20 protein-coding genes are annotated in these 17,419 nt (G+C 68.3%); 9 read left to right on the plus strand and 11 right to left on the minus strand.

Annotated features, from left to right (window positions below):
* Window positions 1-112: 112 nt before the first annotated feature.
* From HUG12_RS20105 to HUG12_RS20115, 3 genes are all read left to right on the plus strand, one after another.
* Window positions 113-1,321, plus strand: coding sequence for a substrate-binding domain-containing protein (locus HUG12_RS20105; RefSeq protein ID WP_179270481.1), 1,209 nt, complete (start codon window positions 113-115; stop codon window positions 1,319-1,321).
* Window positions 1,322-1,427: 106 nt separating this feature from the next.
* Window positions 1,428-2,288, plus strand: coding sequence for a branched-chain amino acid ABC transporter permease (locus HUG12_RS20110; RefSeq protein ID WP_179270482.1), 861 nt, complete (start codon window positions 1,428-1,430; stop codon window positions 2,286-2,288).
* Window positions 2,285-3,301, plus strand: coding sequence for a branched-chain amino acid ABC transporter permease (locus HUG12_RS20115; RefSeq protein ID WP_179270483.1), 1,017 nt, complete (start codon window positions 2,285-2,287; stop codon window positions 3,299-3,301). The genes HUG12_RS20110 and HUG12_RS20115 overlap by 4 nt, the downstream gene beginning before the upstream one ends.
* 75 nt (window positions 3,302-3,376) lie before the next feature.
* Here HUG12_RS20115 and HUG12_RS20120 read toward each other — a convergent pair whose 3' ends face one another.
* From HUG12_RS20120 to HUG12_RS20130, 3 genes are all read right to left on the minus strand, one after another.
* The gene (locus tag HUG12_RS20120; RefSeq protein ID WP_179270484.1) at window positions 3,377-4,069 is read right to left on the minus strand and encodes an ABC transporter ATP-binding protein; all 693 of its coding nucleotides are present in this window, start codon (window positions 4,067-4,069) and stop codon (window positions 3,377-3,379) included.
* The gene (locus HUG12_RS20125; protein ID WP_179270485.1) at window positions 4,066-4,791 is read right to left on the minus strand and encodes an ABC transporter ATP-binding protein; all 726 of its coding nucleotides are present in this window, start codon (window positions 4,789-4,791) and stop codon (window positions 4,066-4,068) included. The genes HUG12_RS20120 and HUG12_RS20125 overlap by 4 nt, the downstream gene beginning before the upstream one ends.
* Before the next feature lie 196 nt (window positions 4,792-4,987).
* A complete protein-coding gene (locus HUG12_RS20130) occupies window positions 4,988-6,520 on the minus strand; it encodes a class I adenylate-forming enzyme family protein (RefSeq protein WP_179270486.1) in 1,533 nt (510 codons plus the stop codon).
* 112 nt (window positions 6,521-6,632) lie between these two features.
* Between HUG12_RS20130 and HUG12_RS20135 the strand changes: the two genes are divergently transcribed.
* A complete protein-coding gene (locus HUG12_RS20135; protein WP_179270487.1) occupies window positions 6,633-7,487 on the plus strand; it encodes an acyl-CoA thioesterase in 855 nt (284 codons plus the stop codon).
* A gap of 168 nt (window positions 7,488-7,655) precedes the next feature.
* Window positions 7,656-8,474, plus strand: coding sequence for an enoyl-CoA hydratase/isomerase family protein (locus HUG12_RS20140; protein WP_179270488.1), 819 nt, complete (start codon window positions 7,656-7,658; stop codon window positions 8,472-8,474).
* A gap of 29 nt (window positions 8,475-8,503) precedes the next feature.
* Here HUG12_RS20140 and HUG12_RS20145 read toward each other — a convergent pair whose 3' ends face one another.
* The 8 genes from HUG12_RS20145 to HUG12_RS20180 all read right to left on the minus strand — a co-directional run bounded on the left by HUG12_RS20145 (window position 8,504) and on the right by HUG12_RS20180 (window position 12,818).
* Window positions 8,504-8,788, minus strand: a complete 285-nt coding sequence (locus HUG12_RS20145) for a 2Fe-2S iron-sulfur cluster-binding protein (protein WP_179270489.1) — start codon at window positions 8,786-8,788, stop codon at window positions 8,504-8,506.
* Window positions 8,789-8,790: 2 nt separating this feature from the next.
* Window positions 8,791-9,273, minus strand: a complete 483-nt coding sequence (locus tag HUG12_RS20150) for a GNAT family N-acetyltransferase (RefSeq protein ID WP_179270490.1) — start codon at window positions 9,271-9,273, stop codon at window positions 8,791-8,793.
* 60 nt (window positions 9,274-9,333) lie between these two features.
* Window positions 9,334-9,525, minus strand: coding sequence for a PaaD-like zinc ribbon domain-containing protein (locus HUG12_RS20155; RefSeq protein WP_179270491.1), 192 nt, complete (start codon window positions 9,523-9,525; stop codon window positions 9,334-9,336).
* On the minus strand, window positions 9,522-10,283 hold the full coding sequence (locus HUG12_RS20160; RefSeq protein WP_179270492.1) for a Phenylacetic acid catabolic protein: 762 nt from the start codon (window positions 10,281-10,283) through the stop codon (window positions 9,522-9,524). The genes HUG12_RS20155 and HUG12_RS20160 overlap by 4 nt, the downstream gene beginning before the upstream one ends.
* Window positions 10,280-10,492 carry a phenylacetic acid degradation PaaB family protein gene (locus HUG12_RS20165; protein ID WP_179270493.1) on the minus strand — a complete coding sequence of 71 codons (213 nt, stop codon included), beginning with the start codon at window positions 10,490-10,492 and terminating at the stop codon, window positions 10,280-10,282. The genes HUG12_RS20160 and HUG12_RS20165 overlap by 4 nt, the downstream gene beginning before the upstream one ends.
* Window positions 10,489-10,860 carry a metal-sulfur cluster assembly factor gene (locus tag HUG12_RS20170; RefSeq protein WP_179270494.1) on the minus strand — a complete coding sequence of 124 codons (372 nt, stop codon included), beginning with the start codon at window positions 10,858-10,860 and terminating at the stop codon, window positions 10,489-10,491. Before HUG12_RS20170 ends, HUG12_RS20165 begins: the two co-directional genes overlap by 4 nt.
* Window positions 10,861-10,989: 129 nt before the next feature.
* Window positions 10,990-11,943, minus strand: coding sequence for a 1,2-phenylacetyl-CoA epoxidase subunit PaaC (locus tag HUG12_RS20175; protein ID WP_246308103.1), 954 nt, complete (start codon window positions 11,941-11,943; stop codon window positions 10,990-10,992).
* Between the two features lie 101 nt (window positions 11,944-12,044).
* Window positions 12,045-12,818, minus strand: coding sequence for an SDR family NAD(P)-dependent oxidoreductase (locus HUG12_RS20180; RefSeq protein WP_179270495.1), 774 nt, complete (start codon window positions 12,816-12,818; stop codon window positions 12,045-12,047).
* Window positions 12,819-13,630: 812 nt separating this feature from the next.
* On the opposite strand from HUG12_RS20180, the gene HUG12_RS20185 reads away from it, so the two are divergent.
* The 4 genes from HUG12_RS20185 (at window position 13,631) to HUG12_RS20200 (ending at window position 17,290) form a co-directional block, all read left to right on the plus strand.
* Window positions 13,631-14,392, plus strand: a complete 762-nt coding sequence (locus HUG12_RS20185; RefSeq protein WP_179270496.1) for an IclR family transcriptional regulator — start codon at window positions 13,631-13,633, stop codon at window positions 14,390-14,392.
* Between the two features lie 128 nt (window positions 14,393-14,520).
* Window positions 14,521-15,726, plus strand: coding sequence for a CaiB/BaiF CoA transferase family protein (locus tag HUG12_RS20190; protein ID WP_179270497.1), 1,206 nt, complete (start codon window positions 14,521-14,523; stop codon window positions 15,724-15,726).
* A 1-nt stretch (window position 15,727) separates the two neighbouring features.
* Window positions 15,728-16,822, plus strand: a complete 1,095-nt coding sequence (locus tag HUG12_RS20195; RefSeq protein ID WP_179270498.1) for a LeuA family protein — start codon at window positions 15,728-15,730, stop codon at window positions 16,820-16,822.
* Window positions 16,823-17,131: 309 nt separating this feature from the next.
* Window positions 17,132-17,290: a hypothetical protein gene (locus HUG12_RS20200; RefSeq protein WP_179270499.1), complete on the plus strand. Its 159-nt coding sequence runs from the start codon at window positions 17,132-17,134 to the stop codon at window positions 17,288-17,290.
* Window positions 17,291-17,419 lie beyond the last annotated feature (129 nt).

Below are 17,419 nucleotides of genomic sequence, written 5' to 3' on the forward strand. Positions count from 1 at the left end.
AGTTCGACCGCGGCCGAAGGATCGCTAACCGGCCGGTAGGGGGATTCTCTCAGCCCGTCAGCCGGAAAAACTGACCGGTACTTATAAAAGAGAGCTAACGTACTGATAGTTCATGTCCTACACAGACAGGAGATCGTTCCTCAAGGCGAGCGGTAGCGTGGCGGCGGCCGGCATCCTGGCAGGGTGTTCCGAGGGCGGCAACGGCGGCGGAAACGGCGGCTCCTCGGGACCGATCACCGTTGCCGCGCTCGAGCCGCTCTCCGGGCCGTTCTCCGCCTGGGCCGGGGTCCACCGAGCGGGCCTCCAGTTCGCCGTCGACGAGGTCAACGCCGACGGCGGCGTGCTCGACCGGGAACTCGAACTCGACGTGACCGACACCGGGTCCGACCCGGCGGAGGCCGACTCCGCGTTCAGGCGGTCGGTCGAACAGAACGGCGCCATCGTCTCGACCGGGGCGGTGTCCTCCGACGTGGGCCTCAGGGTCGCCCAGACCGCGGCGGAGCTGGAGGTTCCCCACTTCCTCCACATGTCCGGTACGGACGACGTCATCACGCAGGACACCCAGTACGTCTTCCGGGTCGGGCTGCTCCCGGCGTCGACGTACATCCGGGCGCAGGCCACCGCCTTCTCGGACGCCGGCTACTCGAGCCTGGGTGCCATCGTCGGCGACTACGCATGGGGCCGATCCGCCGAGTCGGCGATCGAGGAGTACTTCGACGCCGACGTGAACGTCCAGGTCGCGCCCCTCGGCGCGGACGACTTCAAGTCGTACATCCGCCAGATGCCCGACGACCTGGAGATGCTAATCGCGAGCGGCCACCCGCCGGGGTCGGCCACCATCGCCAATCAGGTGTACGAACTCGGCTACACGCCCGACGTCGTCTCCGGGGCGAGCACCCCCCCACAGCTGCTCTCGGGCGTGCTGAGCGACGACGCCCTGGAGGGGTACGTCCACGTCCACCAGTCCGACCCCTACACCGACCAGTTCGTCGACGCCGCCGAAGGCTTCGGCGAGGAGAACGACGCGCAGTTCAACACGCACACGGCGTACGGCTACATGACGGGGAAGATGCTGGCAGCGGCGATCGAGGAGGCCGGCGAGGCCGACCCGGCCGCTCTCGCCGAGGCCACCCGGAACATCCAGTTCGAGACGCTCAGCCCCGAACCGATGCAGTACTCCCAGTACGGCGAACTCGACCAGGCCGTCGTGACCTACAGCAGGATACTGCAGGAGGCGCCGTCGTACTACTCCGACGGCGAGTACAGCTACGAGGAACTGTTCCGGTCCGACCCCGTGCCGGCGCGCGAGCCGGGACAGTAACGCGGACGCTCCCCGGCGACGGGCCCGACGGCGATTTTTCGGCGGCCGGAGCTTCATGATAATCCGAAACATATACGACCCGGGCTGTGCCTCTTCGTAGTAGTATATGGTAACGATAGGCACGATGGTCGCCGTCGCGGTCGACGGGATCGCGTTCGGCGTATTCCTCGCCCTGCTCGGGGTCGGAATCACGCTCGTGTTCGGGCTCGGCGACGTACTCAACCTGGCCATCGGGGCGTTCTCGGTGCTTGCGGTCATCTTCGCGACCGTGATGCTCGGTCGCGGTCAGGGGCTCGTCGTCGCGATACTCGTCGCGCTCGTCGCGGTGACCGCGCTGGGACTCCTCATCGACCGAACGCTCCTCTCGCTCGTCTATCGGTCGGAGGGGGAAGAACGGATCCTCCTCGGCATCTTCACGACGCTGGGACTGGTGATCTTCATCGACGGCGCCGTGAGCAACTTCTACCCCGCACGGTACACGCTCCCGCTCGACGTCGGCGTGGTTCCGGTCGGGGGCGCCGCGGTCACGGGGAGTTCGCTCGTCATCATCGCCGTGGGGGTCGCGATGCTCCTCGTGCTGTTCGCGTTCCTCCGGCGGACGTTCGTCGGCAAGGCCACGCGCACCGTCTTCCAGGACGAACGCGGGGCGCAACTCGTCGGCGTGAACCCCCGGCGGATTCGCACGCTCATCTTCGTCCTCTCCATCGCGGTGGCGGGTCTGGCCGGAATCGTCTTCGCCTTCGGCTCGAACGTGTCGGTCGCCTCCGGGTTCCAGTTCACCGTGTACGCGCTCATCGTCTCCATCGTGGGGGGAGTGCGCAGCCTCACCGGCGCGATCGGCGCGGGGCTCCTCCTGGGCATCGTGAACGAGTTCGCGAACTTCTTCGTCGGCTCGTACGTCGCGATGATCATCCTGTTCGGGACGGCGATCGTCGTCCTGGTCGCGAAACCTGAGGTGATCTCGTGATCGCCCTGCCACGGGACGAGGTCCGGAACGTCGGCCTCGCCGCGGTCCTGCTCGCGCTCGCGCCGCTTCCGGTGCTCGGCAGCAGTTACTACCAGACGGTCCTCGTCCACCTCCTGGTCGTCGCGATGTTCGCGGTCGCGCTCAACGTCGTCTTCGGCCAGACCGATCAGCTGTTCCTGTTCATGGGCGGGCTCGCGGGGATCGGCGCGTACGGGACGGCCCTGCTCACCGACTGGCTCGGGATCACGGCCTGGCTCACCCTCCCGATCGCGGCGCTGTTCGCCGGGCTGGTCGGCCTGTCCGTGAGCTGGATCGCCGCGAAGCGGAAGTTCACGGTGGTGCTCATCTCGATTCTCACCCTGAACCTGCAGCTCGTCATCTCGGAGGTGCTGGTCGGCGCCCGCGACGTCACCGGCGGCTCGACCGGCTTCGCGTACACGTACTTCTCGATGTCCGAGATCGCGGAGGCGGTGGGTCTCGGCGAGAAGCTCGTCCTCTACTACCTCTCGCTCCTGCTGCTCGTGTGCCTTCTCCTCGCGTACGTCTGGCTCGTCCACTCGAACTACGGGGTCGCCTTCCAGGCCATCCGCGAGGACGAGACGGCGGCCGCCTCCATCGGCGTCGACGTGGTCCACTACAAGGTCGTCGCCGGCTTCGTCAGCGCGTTCGTCTTCGGGCTCGTCGGGGCGTTCTACGCGCTGGAGGCGGGCTACATCCTCCCGAGCGCCTTCGCGTTCCAGACGGTCGACGTGCTCGTGCTCATCGTCCTGATCGTCGGCGGCCTCCGGACGACGCTCGGCCCGGTCGTGGGTGCCGGCATCGTCGTGGCCATAGAGGAGATCCTCGGCGCGACCCTCACCAACTGGCGGACCGCGATCTTCGGCGCCCTGCTCGTCTTCCTGTTCCTCTACTTCAGGAGCGGCGTCATCCCCGCGGTCGACGATCGGCTCGCCGGGATCGGCGTCATGTCCGACGAGCGCGACGACAAGCCGGACGACGAACCGGCCGGGTAACGACCGGCACGCCTCCGCGGTTCCGTCGGCGAAACGAAGGGAACCGTTCCTCCGAACGTCCCGCGTTCGAACGCCCTACAGGTACGCCTCCTCGACGTACTCGGACTCGAGGAGGCCGGGACCCGTGTCCTGGGTGACGATCTCGCCGTTCTCCAGCAGGTACGCGCGCCCGGCGAGCGAGAGCGCCCTGTGGACGTGCTGTTCGACGAGCAGGACCGTCACCTCCTCGCTGATCTCCTCGATCTTCTCGAACATCCGGGCGGTGATCTGGGGGGCGAGCCCCTCCGAGGGCTCGTCCAGCGCCAGGATCTTCGGCTCGGCCATCAGCCCCCTGCCGATGGCGAGCATCTGCTGTTCCCCGCCCGAGAGCGAGCCGGCCCGCTGGGACGCGCGCCGCTCGAGCACCGGGAAGAGTTCGAACACCTCCCGCACGTTCCCCTCCAGCCCCTCGCGGCGGGTGTACGCGCCCATCTCCAGGTTCTCCCTGACGGTCATCTCGTCGAAGAGGTTCCGCTCCTCCGAGACGTGGACGAACCCCTTCTCGACGATCTCCGAGGGCTCGAGCGTGCTGGCGTCCTCGCCCCACAGCGTCACCCGACCGTCGTCGATGGGGTGGAGGCCCGAGAGCACCCGCAGCAGCGTCGACTTGCCGGCGCCGTTGGGTCCGACGATGGCGATCACGCCCTCGTCCTCGGGGACGGACAGCGAGAGGTCCCAGATCACCTGGATGCCGTCGTAGGAGACGTCGATCTCCGTCGCCTCGATCATGCTTCCTCACCCAGGTAGGCCTCGACGACGGCCTCGTTCTCCCTGATCCCGGCCGGGGTGTCCTCGGCGATCTTCTCCCCGCTGTTCAACACGATGATCCGGTCGGCCACGCCCATGATGGCGTCCATGATGTGCTCGATCCAGAACACCGAGACGCCGCGCTCGTCGCGGATGCGCCGGATGGTGTCGGTGAGCGTCTCGATCTCCCCCGGCGTGAGCCCGCTCGCGATCTCGTCGAGCAGGACGAGCTTGGGTTCGGCGGCGAGCGCCCTGGCGAGTTCCAGCTGTTTCTTCCGGGCGATGGGGAGCGCGCCGGCCTCCACGTCCGCCTTGTCTGCGAGCCCGATGAACTCGAGGACCTCCCGGCCGCGCTCGCGCGCCTCCGACCGGGAGACGGACTCCTCGGAGCCGAAGATGGCGCCGGCCGCGGCGTTCTCGAGCACGGTCATCTCGTCGAAGACGCGGACGATCTGGAACGTCCGGATCACCCCGAGTCGAGCGATCTCGTGTGTGTCCAGCTCGACCAGGTTCCGCCCGTCAAACTCCACGACGCCGCCGGGTTCGGGGTCGAAGATGCCCGTGATCGTGTTGAACAGCGTCGTCTTGCCCGCGCCGTTGGGCCCGATCAGGCCGACGATCTCGCCCTCCCCGATCTCGAAATCGACGTCGTCGACGGCGACCAGCCCGCCGAACTGTTTCGTAACGTCATCAACTTCCAGCATCGTTACCGGGTGACGGACCCGGCCCACCATAAATCCTGCTAGCGACGGGGAAAACGCCCGGCGACCGGCCGTTCCACCGGCCCGCGTTCGACGGCGACATGGCGCGTTCGACGGGAACGGGGACGCGTTCGAGGTCGGCCGGAAAGGGCGCGAGACGGCACGACCACGCCCCCGAAGGGCCACACGCCGGGTCCGGTCATCCGTCGTCCTGCCGGAGCCGGTACCGCATGATCTTCCCGCTCGGGTTGCGTGGAATCTTCTCGACGAACTCGTACTCGCGCGGCCGTTTGAAGTCCGCCAGCCCGTCGTGTTCCCGACACCACTCGTCGAGGACCTCGGCCGTGGCGTCGCCGTCGACGTAGGCTTTCACGATCTCGCCCCACTCCTCGCTGGGGCTCCCGACGACGCCGACCTCGGTCACGTCCGCGTGTGCGGTCAACACGTCCTCGACCTCGGCCGGGTGGACGTTCTCGCCGCCGCTGATGACGAGGTCGTCCGCCCGCCCCGTCACGACGACGTTCCCGTCCTCCCGCTCGTAGGCCGCGTCGCCGGTGAAGTACCAGCCGTCGACGATCGCCTTCCGCGTCTCCTCCGGTTCGTTCAGGTACCCGGAGAACGAGGCCGGCGAATCGGTGTGGACGACGAGTTCGCCCTCGACGCCGGGGGCGACGGTCTCCGCCGGATCCGCCGCGTCGAGGTCGACGATGCGCGTCCGATGGAACGTGTGGCTGTTCCCCACGACCGTCGGCTCGTCGACGGTCCGCAGGTCGACGAACTCGAGCGGATCGTACGTCTCGGTGTTGCCGTAGACGTTGGTGAACCGCTCCGGGTCGAACGCCCCGTCGACCGCCTCGAAGAGCGTCCGGTCCATCGGCGCCCCCGAGTACGCGACCGTGGCGACCGTGTCCAGGGAGGCCCCCTCGACCGCGTCGGCGTTCAGCATGTGCCGGAAGATCGTGGGCGCCTCGTGGAGCGCCGTCACGCCCTCGGCGTCGATCGTCCGCACCGCCACCCCGGGGTCGAACTCCGGCATGCACAGGTACGTCCCGCTCGCCGCCATCATCGAACAGAGGATCCCGTGTAGGCCGACGGTGTGATACAGCGGCATCACCCCGAGCATCGTCTCGCGGAGGTAGTACCCCTGCCCGAGCGAGTTGCTGAGCGTGCGCGCGACGGTCGCCTCGCGGCTGATCGGGATGCCCTTGGGGTCGCCCGTCGTCCCCGACGTGTACAGGATCACGCTCGGGTCGTCCGGTCCGACCTCGGGGGCGTCCCCCGCGAGGGACCCGCCGCGGAACTCCCCGTACGGTTCGGCGAAGGACGGGGTGTCGTCCCCGACGTGAACGCGGGTCCCACAGTCGAGTCCCCCGCCGGATTGGGCGCGTTCGACCGCCTCCCGCGAGAGGTCGTCGAACACGAACGCCGACGGGGAGGAGTCCCGGAGGTGGTAGTCGACGTCGTCCGCCGGGAGGCGGAAGTTGAACGGGACCGCGACCGCCCCCACCCTCTGGGTCGCCAGGAACGTCGCCGCGTGCTCCGGCCGGTTCGCCATGCTGACGGCGACGCGGTCGCCGGGCCCGATCCCGCGGTCGACGAGTCCGGCGGCGACCGACTCGACCTCCGCTGCCAGTTCCTCGTAGGTGTGGCGCTCGCCGGTCGCGACGTCGACGACGGCGTCCCGGTCCGGCGTCCGGGAGACGGATCGTTCGAACATCGAGGTGACGTCCATGGCCGAGCGTAGCGGGAAATACAGTTAAAAGTTCACCCCGAATTCAGGTCGGTCCCGCCGGGGACGTCGACGGAATCACAACGGATTTGCCCGTCGGAATCCAGGCCCTTCCATGGGCGAACTCCTCCGCCACAAGGTGCGGTTCGGCGAACTCTCGTACGGTCCACTCCTGCACAACGCGACGTTCTTCGACCTCCTGATCGAGGCGACGGAGGAGCTCTCCTACGAACTCGGCTACACCGTCGAGGAGATCGTCGAGGCGGGGGGGGTCCCGTACGCGCCGGTCGCGATCCACGCCGACGTCTCCCGGTACCCTCGCTACGAGGACACGATCGTCGTCGACGTCGAACCGGTCTCGATCGGGGAGAACCACGTGCAGTTCGCCTACCGGTTCGAACGGGCCTCCGACGGGGCCGAGTTCGGCCACGCCACCATGGTCCAGGTGACGATCACCCCCGACGGGGCCGCGGAGCCGATCACGCCCGCCCTCCGCGACGAGCTGGAATCGCTCGGATCGGCGGACCGCCGGCCCGTCGAGATCGACCCCCGACCCGTCGAGGGGGACGGCCCCCAGTTCGCTCGCGACGTGACGTTCAGGACGCCGCTCCTGGAGGCGGCGAACCTGGGCTACTTCGAGGACTACGCCCGGGAGCTGTCGATCACGCTCGAGACGTTCCTCGAGGACCGGGGCCGCTCGCTCCGCTCGCTGACGGACGGGGCGTACCCGTTCGTCCCGGTCGGCTGGGACATGACGTTGGAGAACTCCATCCGGTTCGAGGACGAGATCGCGATCGTCGGACGGGTGCTCGACGCAGACGAGGATGCGATCGACGTCGCCTACGAGTTGCGACGGGAGTCGACCGACGACGTCTGCATCCGGGCGGACCTCAGCTACGGCTGTTTCGACGGCGACGGCGAACGCGTCCCCTTCCCGGCCGAGGCGGTCGAACTCGTCGGCTCCGGGTGATCGGTCGACCGCGACCGCCGACCGAGGGCGAACCGTCCCCCGGGCGGGTTCCACGCGGTCGCGACCGCACGGCGGTCGGGCGGGCCCCGACGGGCGCTCCGCGCCGCTACCCGCCGAATCCCCGAGGACCCACTGATTATATAAGGAATCCCCGACAACTGGGATTCGATGTCCGACCCGGATTTCGACGCCATCTCGTGGAGCTTCGACGAGGAGACCGGCATCGGCGAGGTCACGCTCGATCGCCCGGAGGCGATGAACGCGATCGACGAGACGATGCAGCGCGAGGTCATCGCCGCCTTCGACCGCTTCGAGGAACTCGACGACGAGGCCGACGGGGTCGCCGTCAGCGCGGTGATCGTGGACGGTGCCGGCGAGAAGGCGTTCAGCAGCGGCCTCGACCTCCGCGAGATGGAGGGGCTCGAGGACCACGACGAGCGGAAGCTGATCCCCGACCTCTTCTGCGAGGCGACCGACGCGATCGAGTCGTACGACGCGCCGGTGATCGCGAGCGTCGACGGCCTCTGTCTCGGCGGGGGGTTCGAGTTCGCCATCGCCTGCGACTTCCGCTTCGCGAGCGAGGCCAGCACGTTCGGCCAGCCGGAGGTCAACTTCGGCCTGCTCCCCGGCGGCGGCGCCGCCCAGCGGCTCTCGACGATCGTCGGCGTGAGCCGGGCGAAGGAGCTGTGCATGACCGGGAAGAAGATCGACGCGGAGCAGGCCCTCGAGTGGGGGGTGCTCACCGAGGTCCGGCCGGCCGAGGAGCTCGAGGACGCGGTTCGGGAGTTCGCTGACACCCTCGCGAGCAAGCCGCCGCTCGCGCTCCGCGGCATCAAGGACGCGTCCAACATGACCCGACAGGTCGGCTACGAGGAGGCGCTCGACTACGGCGGCCACATCTGGGTCACCCTCTCCCGGACCCACGACCACGCGGAGGGGATGGAGGCGTTCGCGGAGGACCGGGCGCCCGAGTTCGAGGGTCGATAGCGGTCGAACCGCCGGAGCGGTCCGCGGACCTACGGGCTCGAGTTCGTCTCGATCCGCAGGTCCGACAGCGGCTTCCCGATGCACGTCAGGACGTAGCCGTCCTCCTTCTCCGACTCCGAGAGGAACATCCCCTCCGACTGTTCCACGTCGCCGTCCTCCTCGCGGCTGGCACAGCAGACGCCACAGATCCCCCGCCGGCAGCGGTATGGGAGCGACAGGCCCATCTCCTCGCCGACGTCCAGGATCGACTCGTTCTCCGACACCTCGAGGGTGACGCCCTCGTTCACGAACTCGACCTCGTACGTCTCCACCATCGTTACAGCGTCCCCTCGAAGGTGTGTTTCATCGGATCCAGCCCGAGCTCGCGGAAGGCGTCGCGCGCCTCCTCGTCGCCCTCGACGGCGTCGATGCGGTAGAACCCGACGCCGCGGGGCTCCTCGCTCAACCAGGCCTCGGCGGCGTCGAGCAGCGCCCGTCCGACGCCGTCCCCCCGCGCGTCCTCCCGGACGAACAGCCCGTGTATCTTCCCGTGGCGGTCGAGCTGGAAGATCGGGTGTTCCCCGACGATCCGAACCTCGAGCACCCCGACGTACTCCTCCCCCCCGTCCACGGCGAGCAGCACCGTGCTGTACTTCGAATCGATCAGCTGGTTCTCGAAGTACGAGAGCCAGTGCTCGTCGGCGCCCTCCTTGGCCTCGTATCGGTCGTTGAACTCGGCGAGGTGGGACGTGAACCCGTGCCAGAGGTCGAGGAGCCCCTCCCCGTCCTCGATCGTCGCCTCGCGAACGGTGAGTTCCATGCGTCCCGGGAGTGGTCCCTCGGCCGACTTAAACCCTCGGAGTGGGTCCGCTACGCGGCGTCAGCGGCCGGTGTCGGGGCGCCTGGCTTCGCCCCATTTGATCCGCTCGAAGGGGGTCTCACAGGCGTTACAGTAGTACTGGCTCTTCGACACCTCGGGGCCGAAGTCCGAGTCCTTGACGACGTCCGAGGAGCCGCAGAACGGACAGGAGACGTCCTCGTCCGGCCGGTCGTCCCCGTCGGATCGGCTCATTCCGCGGCGAACTCCTTGTTCCGGGTTCCCCGGATGGACTCCAGAACGTTGGCCTCGATCCCGCCCTCGACGATCCGGCGGCGGCGCCCGTCCCAGTCGGCCGCGGCCAGCCCGTCGGGCTCCGGGACCGTGACGTCCGTCCCGCTCGTGAGCCCCTCGCAGTGGTCCAGGAACGCCTCCCGGAGTTCGGCGACCGAGCGGTCCGTGAACCCCGCCTCGAGGAGCGGGTCGGTGCCGTCGTCGTACTCGGACGGGCCGACGAACGCCAGCACGTCGGGGAGCGTCTCCTCGAGGGCCGCCTGGAACTCCTCGGGCTCCGAGCTCGCGAGGTGTTCGAGCCAGCCGTCGTGGAAGTCGAAGTGGGAGTACTCCTCCTCGCTCATCTTGTCCGTGAGTCCCGCGAAGTCGTCGTGGACGATGGCGTCGAGCAGCAGCAGCGCCGCCCGGTCGGTCAGCCCGAACCGGACCTCGAACCGCGTCCAGTCGGGCGCCGGCCGGTCGGTCGTCGCGGCGTTGCAGAACTCGTCGCCCTCGCGGTCCTCCCTGAGCCAGTCGCCGTCGCGGCCCTGTCCCTCGAGCTGGAGGAAGAACTGGCGGACCTGCCCGTACTCGTCCTGCGTGAGGCTGAACAGCGCGATGCTGTCGGAGATGTTCGGCCCCAGGAACGCCTGCTCGGCGTACCAGTGCGAGAGCATGAGCTTCGTGTCCGCGATCGCCTGGACGTAGTCGACCGCCTCGGCGGGCCACCCGTCGGTCATGCCAGCTCACCCGTCGTCACCCGCTCGTCCGGCTCGCCGGTGACCTTGACGAGGTCGTCCCGGCGGACGAGCACCATGTAACACCAGTCCTCCTCGTCGTACGTCGTGTCCGCGTAGTTCTTCGCCAGTTTGTCCGACGGCGCCCGTACGCTCCCGATGTGTTTCAGGTCGTCTCCCGGGTTGATCCGGGTGAGTACTTCGTAGTTCATATCGCAGTCCCCGATTCCCGCAGTTTCCGCTGGACGTCCTCGTCGAGCCTGTCCTTCGACCAGACGGGGTCCCAGACCACCTCGATCGACACGTCCTCGACGCCGTCGAGGTCGAGGAGCGCCTCCTCGACGTCGTCCTGGAGCATCTGGTAGGCCGGACAGCCCATGCAGGGGTAGGTCATCTCGACGGTCACGTCCGCGCCCTCGTGGTGGACGTCGTAGATCATGCCCATCTCCACGAGGCTGACGGGGACGTGCGGGTCCATCACCTCCGCGTCGATCCGTTCGACGAGCCGGCGCTCGAACTCGGAGACGCCGTCGAGGGCGTCGACGTCCGATCCCGTGACTCGTACGTTGTGTGCGCTCATTTCGCTATGTGGTTTCCTCGGTCGTCCCGGTCATAAACTCTTCTCCGCTCCGCGACCGCCCGTTTCGTGACCGCGCCGACGTTCGTGTGTTCGCAGACATGTTTTTGAAGTCGTGTGAACTGTGACCGTTCAGGCCGTGTACTGGCTGACGCCATCGTAGAGGTCGCCGCTCTGGATCATCCCGACGAACTCCTCCTGTGCGGGGCCGCCCTCGCGCCACCGCTCCAGCACGTCGTCCCAGGTGACCGGGTCGTCGAAGTACCACTGCTTTTCCGTCTCGTCGAACGCGACGGGGAACTCGAACTCGAGGACGTACTCGTCGGCCTCCTCGTCGTAGTGGGCCGGGACGTCGACGTCGTACTCCTCGCACAGCGGGACGACCTCGTCCATCCACGCCTGGCGGAGCTCGTCGTTCGTCATCCCCTTGATGCGGTACTCGAACTGGTCGGTGTGGGTCTTCAGGTCGTCCGGGAACCCGAACAGTTCGAGCCCCATCGGGAACAGCCAGTCGACCGCGTCCTGGAGCTTCCGCTTCGTGTTTTCGTTCTTCCTCGCGAGGCGGCGGAACCACGTCCGACCGTGGCGGATGTGGAACTGCTCCTCCTTCTCGACCTTCAGTAACGCCCGCTTCCACGGGGCGTAGGAGGTGTTCTCGTAGATGTCCGAGAGCAGGGTGAGCCCGGCCTCGTCGAGGAAGGCGTGGAACACCGTCTGCTCGGCGAAGTCGTCGAGGAACATCTCGAACGCGTACGCGGACCGCCACTCCTGGGGCTCGCGTCCGTAGATGATCTCGTCGATGTCCTCGCCGAGGTTCTGGAGGAGCCGGAGCGAGATGTACGAGTGGCCCACCTCGTCCTGGATGGTGGACAGCTCCGCCCCCCGGGCGTCCAGGCTCGGCGCGTTCATCGCCTGCTCGAACAGGCACGGCGCGCTCATCAGTTCGATGTCGGCGTTCACCTGCAGCGGCAGCTTGAGCGCCTCCTTGTAGCCCGGCGTCATCTCCTCGACCGACTCGATCATGCGGCCGTTCTGTATCTGCTGCTTTAGTTTCTCCTCACTCGGTGGGGGTGTCGTCGCTGCCATCGTCGGGAAGGTACTCGCGTGAACACATAAAAATATCCCCGCGCCGCCGAACCGGAATCGCCCCCGCCGATCGCCGCGTCGCGTCGACGGCGCTCGCCGCGCTACCGTCGGACGTACCCGCCGTCGACGTGGACGACCTCGCCGGTCACCCACCCGGTCGCCTCGCTCGCCAGGAGCGCGACCACGTTCGCGACCTCCTCCGGTTCGCCGATGCGCTTCAGCGCGTACGCCTCCGCGATGGCGTCCTCGTGCTCGGCGACCCACTCCTCGGTCGCTGGCGTCCGGACGGTTCCCGGCGAGACGCAGTTGACGCGGACGCCGTCCTCCCCCACCTCCTTCGCGAGCGTCTTCGTGAACGACACGTTCGCCGCCTTCGCGGCGCCGTAGACGGAGAGCCCCGGATCGTTGCCGCGGTAGGACCCGCTGGCGAAGTTGACGACGACGCCCTCGCCCCGCGCCTTCATCGACGGGAGGACGGCGTGCGTGCAGTTCAACGTCCCGTACAGGGCGACGCCGATCAACGTGTCCCAGTCGGCCGGGTCGGTCTCCGCGAACGGTTCGGTGTTCGCGACGCCGGCGTTGTTCACGAGCGCGTCGATCGGACCGAGGCCGTCCTCCACCGCGTCGACCATCGCCCGCGCGTCGTCGTAGTTCGAGACGTCCGTCTCGACCGCGAGCGCGTCGACGCCGTACTCCTCCTCCAGCGAGCGAGCGTTCCCCCTCGCGCCATCGACGTCGACGTCCGCGAGGGCGACGTCCGCCCCGAGTTCCGCGACCGCCTCGCCGATGGCGGTCCCGATCCCCCCGGCGCCGCCGGTGACACACACTACCCGGTCGTCGAATCCGATCTGGTCCCTGATGCTGGGTCGACCCATGACGGATGGGACGTCGCCCATGACGTAGTTATATCCAGCGCTCGGCGTCGGCGCGGGTGAGCGTGGGACGCCGTCGGGTCGGTCCGACCCGAGACCCGGCGCCTCGAACACAATCCGGACGAGCAGGTCGGGGACCGCCTGCAGGTGGCTCCGGTCGACGCTGAACCGACCGCGACGCACCCGCCGAGCGGCTTCCCTTCCCGGGGCGCGATGCCGCCATCCGGCCGATCAGCGCCCCGGCGGGGTGTCCGTCCGTCTCGCTCCGCGCGGCGGTCGGACGCCCGTCGGAACTGGACGGTTTATGGTCGTGCTACTCCCGACCGCCCCGTTCGGTCCGTACACGACGACCGGCGCCGACGCTGACCGGGCCGAACCGTGACTCCACGGGGGGATCGACCGGACGACTGTCGGAGATACTCTGACTCCGCGTCCGCTCTTTAAGGTGGATCGAGTCAACAGGCTCCATCGCGTGACTCGTGGCAACCGATGTCACGGTCTAACGGCATCCTTCCCGAACTACGCCTCACGATATCAATTCCGTTACAATCGTACTACTGTAAGTATCTCCCGTCGAATCGTCAGAGATGTTCGAACGCACTCGTTCGACCGCGACGGTTGGCTCGGAACTCGACCGCGTGAAACGAACGAACGTTCGGGGAGGATTCCGCTCGGTCCCCCCTTCCGACCGGGCACGGCGGCCCGGTTCGCCCCCCCTCGTTCGCGAACCTACACCTCGTTCCGTCGGCGAGCGGCCGCGGTCGGCCGTCAGAGAAATCCGTACTACTTATAGTAATCGCGTCCGAAGCCCGCCCATGACCGGGAAGACGCGGCCGCTGAAGACGGTCCTCAGGGCGTTCGAGATCGTCGACGTCCTGGAGCGGGAGCGGGAGGCCGGCCCGTCCGAGATCGCCGAGCGGCTCGGCGTCACGAGGGCCACGGCCCACGACTACCTGACGACGCTCGAGAGGACGGGGTACGTGATGAACCGGGGCGGGAAGTACCGGATCGGCTACCGGTTCCTCGGCGTGGGGAGCCGCGTCAAGTACAGGAGTTCGTTGTTCAACGCCGCGCGGGCGCCGCTCCGGAAGCTCTCCTCGGAGCTGGACGAACTCTCCCACATCGGCATCGAGGAGGGGGGAGAGTGGGTGCTGCTCCACCACGAGGGGGACGTCTCGACGGTCGACATGGGGACGTATCCGGGGCTCCGGTTCCCCATCCACGCCCACGCCGCCGGCAAGGTCATCCTGGCACACCTGCCGGACGACCGCGTCGGGGAGATAATCGAGACCCGCGGGCTCGAACGGGTGACCGAGCACACGATCACCGACGGCGGGGAGTTGCGGGCCGAGCTGTCGCGGATCGTCGAGGAGGGGTACGCCGTCGACAGCGACCAGGTCGTCGTCGGGGTCAGCCTCGTCGCCGCGCCGATCCTCGTCGAGGGGGAGCTCGTCGGGTCGACCTCCATCGCGTGTCCCACCGGCCGGCTACAGGACGACGAGTACCGCGAGGGCCTCATCCGGGGCGTCCTGGAGGCGGCCGACGAGATCTCGATCAACTACCGCTACGCCATGTGAGGCGGGAGGGCCCGTCCGCGTCGGACGGCGCTCGACCACGTGGCGCGTCGACCGCCGGGAACAGGGAGCAAACGTTGCCGGTAGCTGCGTTTTGAAGCCGCGCGTAACCGAGTCTCGGGTACCTGGCAATGGATCCGGAGAGCAAGCCGCTGGAGGGACTCCGCGTCATCGACTTCTCGGGCATGATCAGCGGGGGCTTCGCCACGATGCAGCTGGCCGACTTCGGCGCCGACGTCGTCAGCGTCGAGCACCCCCGCAAGCCCGACCCGCTCCGCGAGTGGCCCCCGTTCGACGAGGGGACGTCGCTGTGGTACAAGTCGATCGGCAGGAACAAGCGCTGCGTCACGCTCGATCTGAGCTCCGAGGAGGGTCAGGCGCTCGCGTTCGAACTGATCGAGGACGCCGACCTCGCGTTCGAGAACTTCCGCCCGGGGACGATGGAGCGGTGGGGGCTCGGTCCGGAGCGGCTCCACGAGCACAACCCGTCGCTGATCCTCGTGCGCCTGTCGGGGTACGGCCAGACCGGTCCACGCGCGGACAAACCCGGCTTCGGAACGATCGCGGAGGGGATCTCCGGGTGGGCGCAGGTGAACGGCTTCCCCGACCGGGAGCCGCTGCTTCCGCCGATCAGCCTCGCCGACCTCACCGCCGCGCAGTTCGCCGTCCACGGCGCCATGTTCGCGCTCTTCGAGCGGGACGTCGGGGCCGGAACCGGGGAGGGACAGGTCGTCGACGTGAGCCTGTACGAGCCGCTGTTCCGCCTGTTCGTGAGCGACGTCGAGGCGTTCGACAGGCTCGGCCGCGTCCCCGATCGGACCGGGAACCGCCACGAGAACGCCTCGCCCCGCGGCGTGTACGAGACGGAGGACGGCCACCTGACGCTCTCGGCGTCCTCCCAGTCCGTCTTCGAGAACGTCGCCCGCGCCATCGACCGGCCGGACCTGATCGAGGACGAGCGGTTCGAGACCAACGAGAGACGGGTCGAACACGCCGACGAGATCGACGCGATCATCGAGGCGTGGACCTCGGAGCGGTCGACCGACGAGGCGATCGCGACGATGGAGGCCAACGACGCCATCGTCGGACCGGTGTACGACGTCGCGGACGTCCACGAGGACGACCAGTACCGGGCGCGCGAGGACGTCGTCGAGGCCGACGACGAGACGTTCGGGACGCTCCGGACCCCGGCCGCGGTCCCGAAGTTCTCCCGGACCCCGGGGTCCGTCGAGCACATGGGCGTCCCGCCCGGCCACCACAACGAGGACGTCTACCTCGACGAACTCGGCCTCGACGAGGACGTCTACGCCCGGCTCGGGGAGGAGGGGGTGATCTAGCGTGTTGCTCAGCGACGTCACGCTCAGGGAGGGCGACCAGCGACCCGGCACGTCGTACACGGCGACACAGAAGATCGAGGCGGGGAGACGCCTCGACGACCTCGGCCTCGCGTTCGTCCAGCCGGGGTTCCCGGCGACCGGCGAGAAGGACCGGCGGGTGATCGGGACGCTCGCCGGCGAGTGCTCGGCGGACGTCGTCGGACTGTCCCGGGCGAAACCCTCCGACGTCGAGGCGACCGCCGCCGCGGACGCGGACGTCGTCGACGTCATCGTCCCGGCGTCCGACGCCCACCGCGAGCACATGATCGGCAAACCGCGAGAGGACGTCCACGGGATGGTCGAGGAAGCGATCGACCTCGCCCGCGACCACGGGCTGGCGGTCCATCTCACGCTCACGGACGCGTTCCGCGCGGACGCCGGCACGCTGATCGACGCCTACGAACGGTATCCGGACGTCCCCCGTGTCACACTCGCGGACACCGTCGGCGCGAAAACGCCGCCGTCCGTGACGCGGACGCTCGAGGCGGTCACCGACGCCGTCGACCCGTCCCGCGTGGGCGTCCACTTCCACGACGACCTCGGGGTCGCGACGGCGAACACGCTGGCGGCCGTCGCCGTCGGCGTGGGGAAGGTCGACGCGAGCGTCGCGTCGATCGGCGAGCGCGCCGGGAACGCGGCGCTCGAGGAGGTCGTCGTCGCCGACGCCACGGACCAGGGGATCGGCTTCGACGTCGACCTGCGGGAACTCGTTCCGGCGTGTCGGGCCGTGCTGGACGTGCTGGACGAGACCGTCCCGGAGGACAAGCCCGTGCTCGGGTCGGGCGTGTTCGAACACGAGTCCGGACTCCACACGGCGGCGATGCTCTCGGACCCGGCCGCGTTCGAGCCGTTCGACCCCGCACGCTTCGGCGGCGAGCGACGCCTCCTGTTCGGGGAACAGACGGGCGTGGGGGCCGCGGGGGTGCTCCTCGACCGGGCGGGCGTCACGCCGTCCGAGGATCGCTGTCGCCGGCTTCTGGACGTGCTGGCCGAACACGGCCCCGTGGACGCGGACGGGGCGACCGACCTGATCGACGACCACGTCCGCGGCGAGTAACGCGGTTCCGCCCGTCGCCTCCGATCGGCCGCGCATCGGGGACGGACGGATGCCGCGATCGGGAGCAGGTCGTCGCCGGATCGACGCGACCGAAATGGTAAGAAAAAAGAGTGTTACTCCATACTCAGATGTTTTCGATACTTCTCCGTCCGGTTTCAGAGTCGACACGTCCAAAGCGGTCCGGGACTGTTCCCGTACGTTCGACTCCGGTGGTGTCGAGCAGGTCCGCGGGGAACGCGGTGCCGAGGGCGTCGTTCGGCCGGTCACCGGAAAGGGACGTCCGAGAGCGGCGGTGAACGACGAAGGGAGGTGGATCGGAACGGTCGGGCTTCCTCGCGGGACGACCGCGGCGCGTACTCGACGTCGCCCGCCGCCCGGCGGGAGTTCGCCGACCGGTTCGTCGACCACGACCCGGTCACGGCGATCGACTCGGACAGGCAGCAGGTCGGTTCGTGGTTTCCAGCGTGAACGGGAACTCCAACTCTCGACGCCGTACGCATAACTTTTCCATACAGTATTTCAGATTGGTTGGTTGCTGGATTCGAACGGGTTCCGCGCGTCGGCGATCGCGGCCGGTTGCCCGGTGTCGATCCCGAG

Origin of the sequence: Halorarum salinum, assembly GCF_013402875.1 — an archaeon.
Taxonomy (GTDB): Archaea; Halobacteriota; Halobacteria; order Halobacteriales; family Haloferacaceae; genus Halorarum; species Halorarum salinum.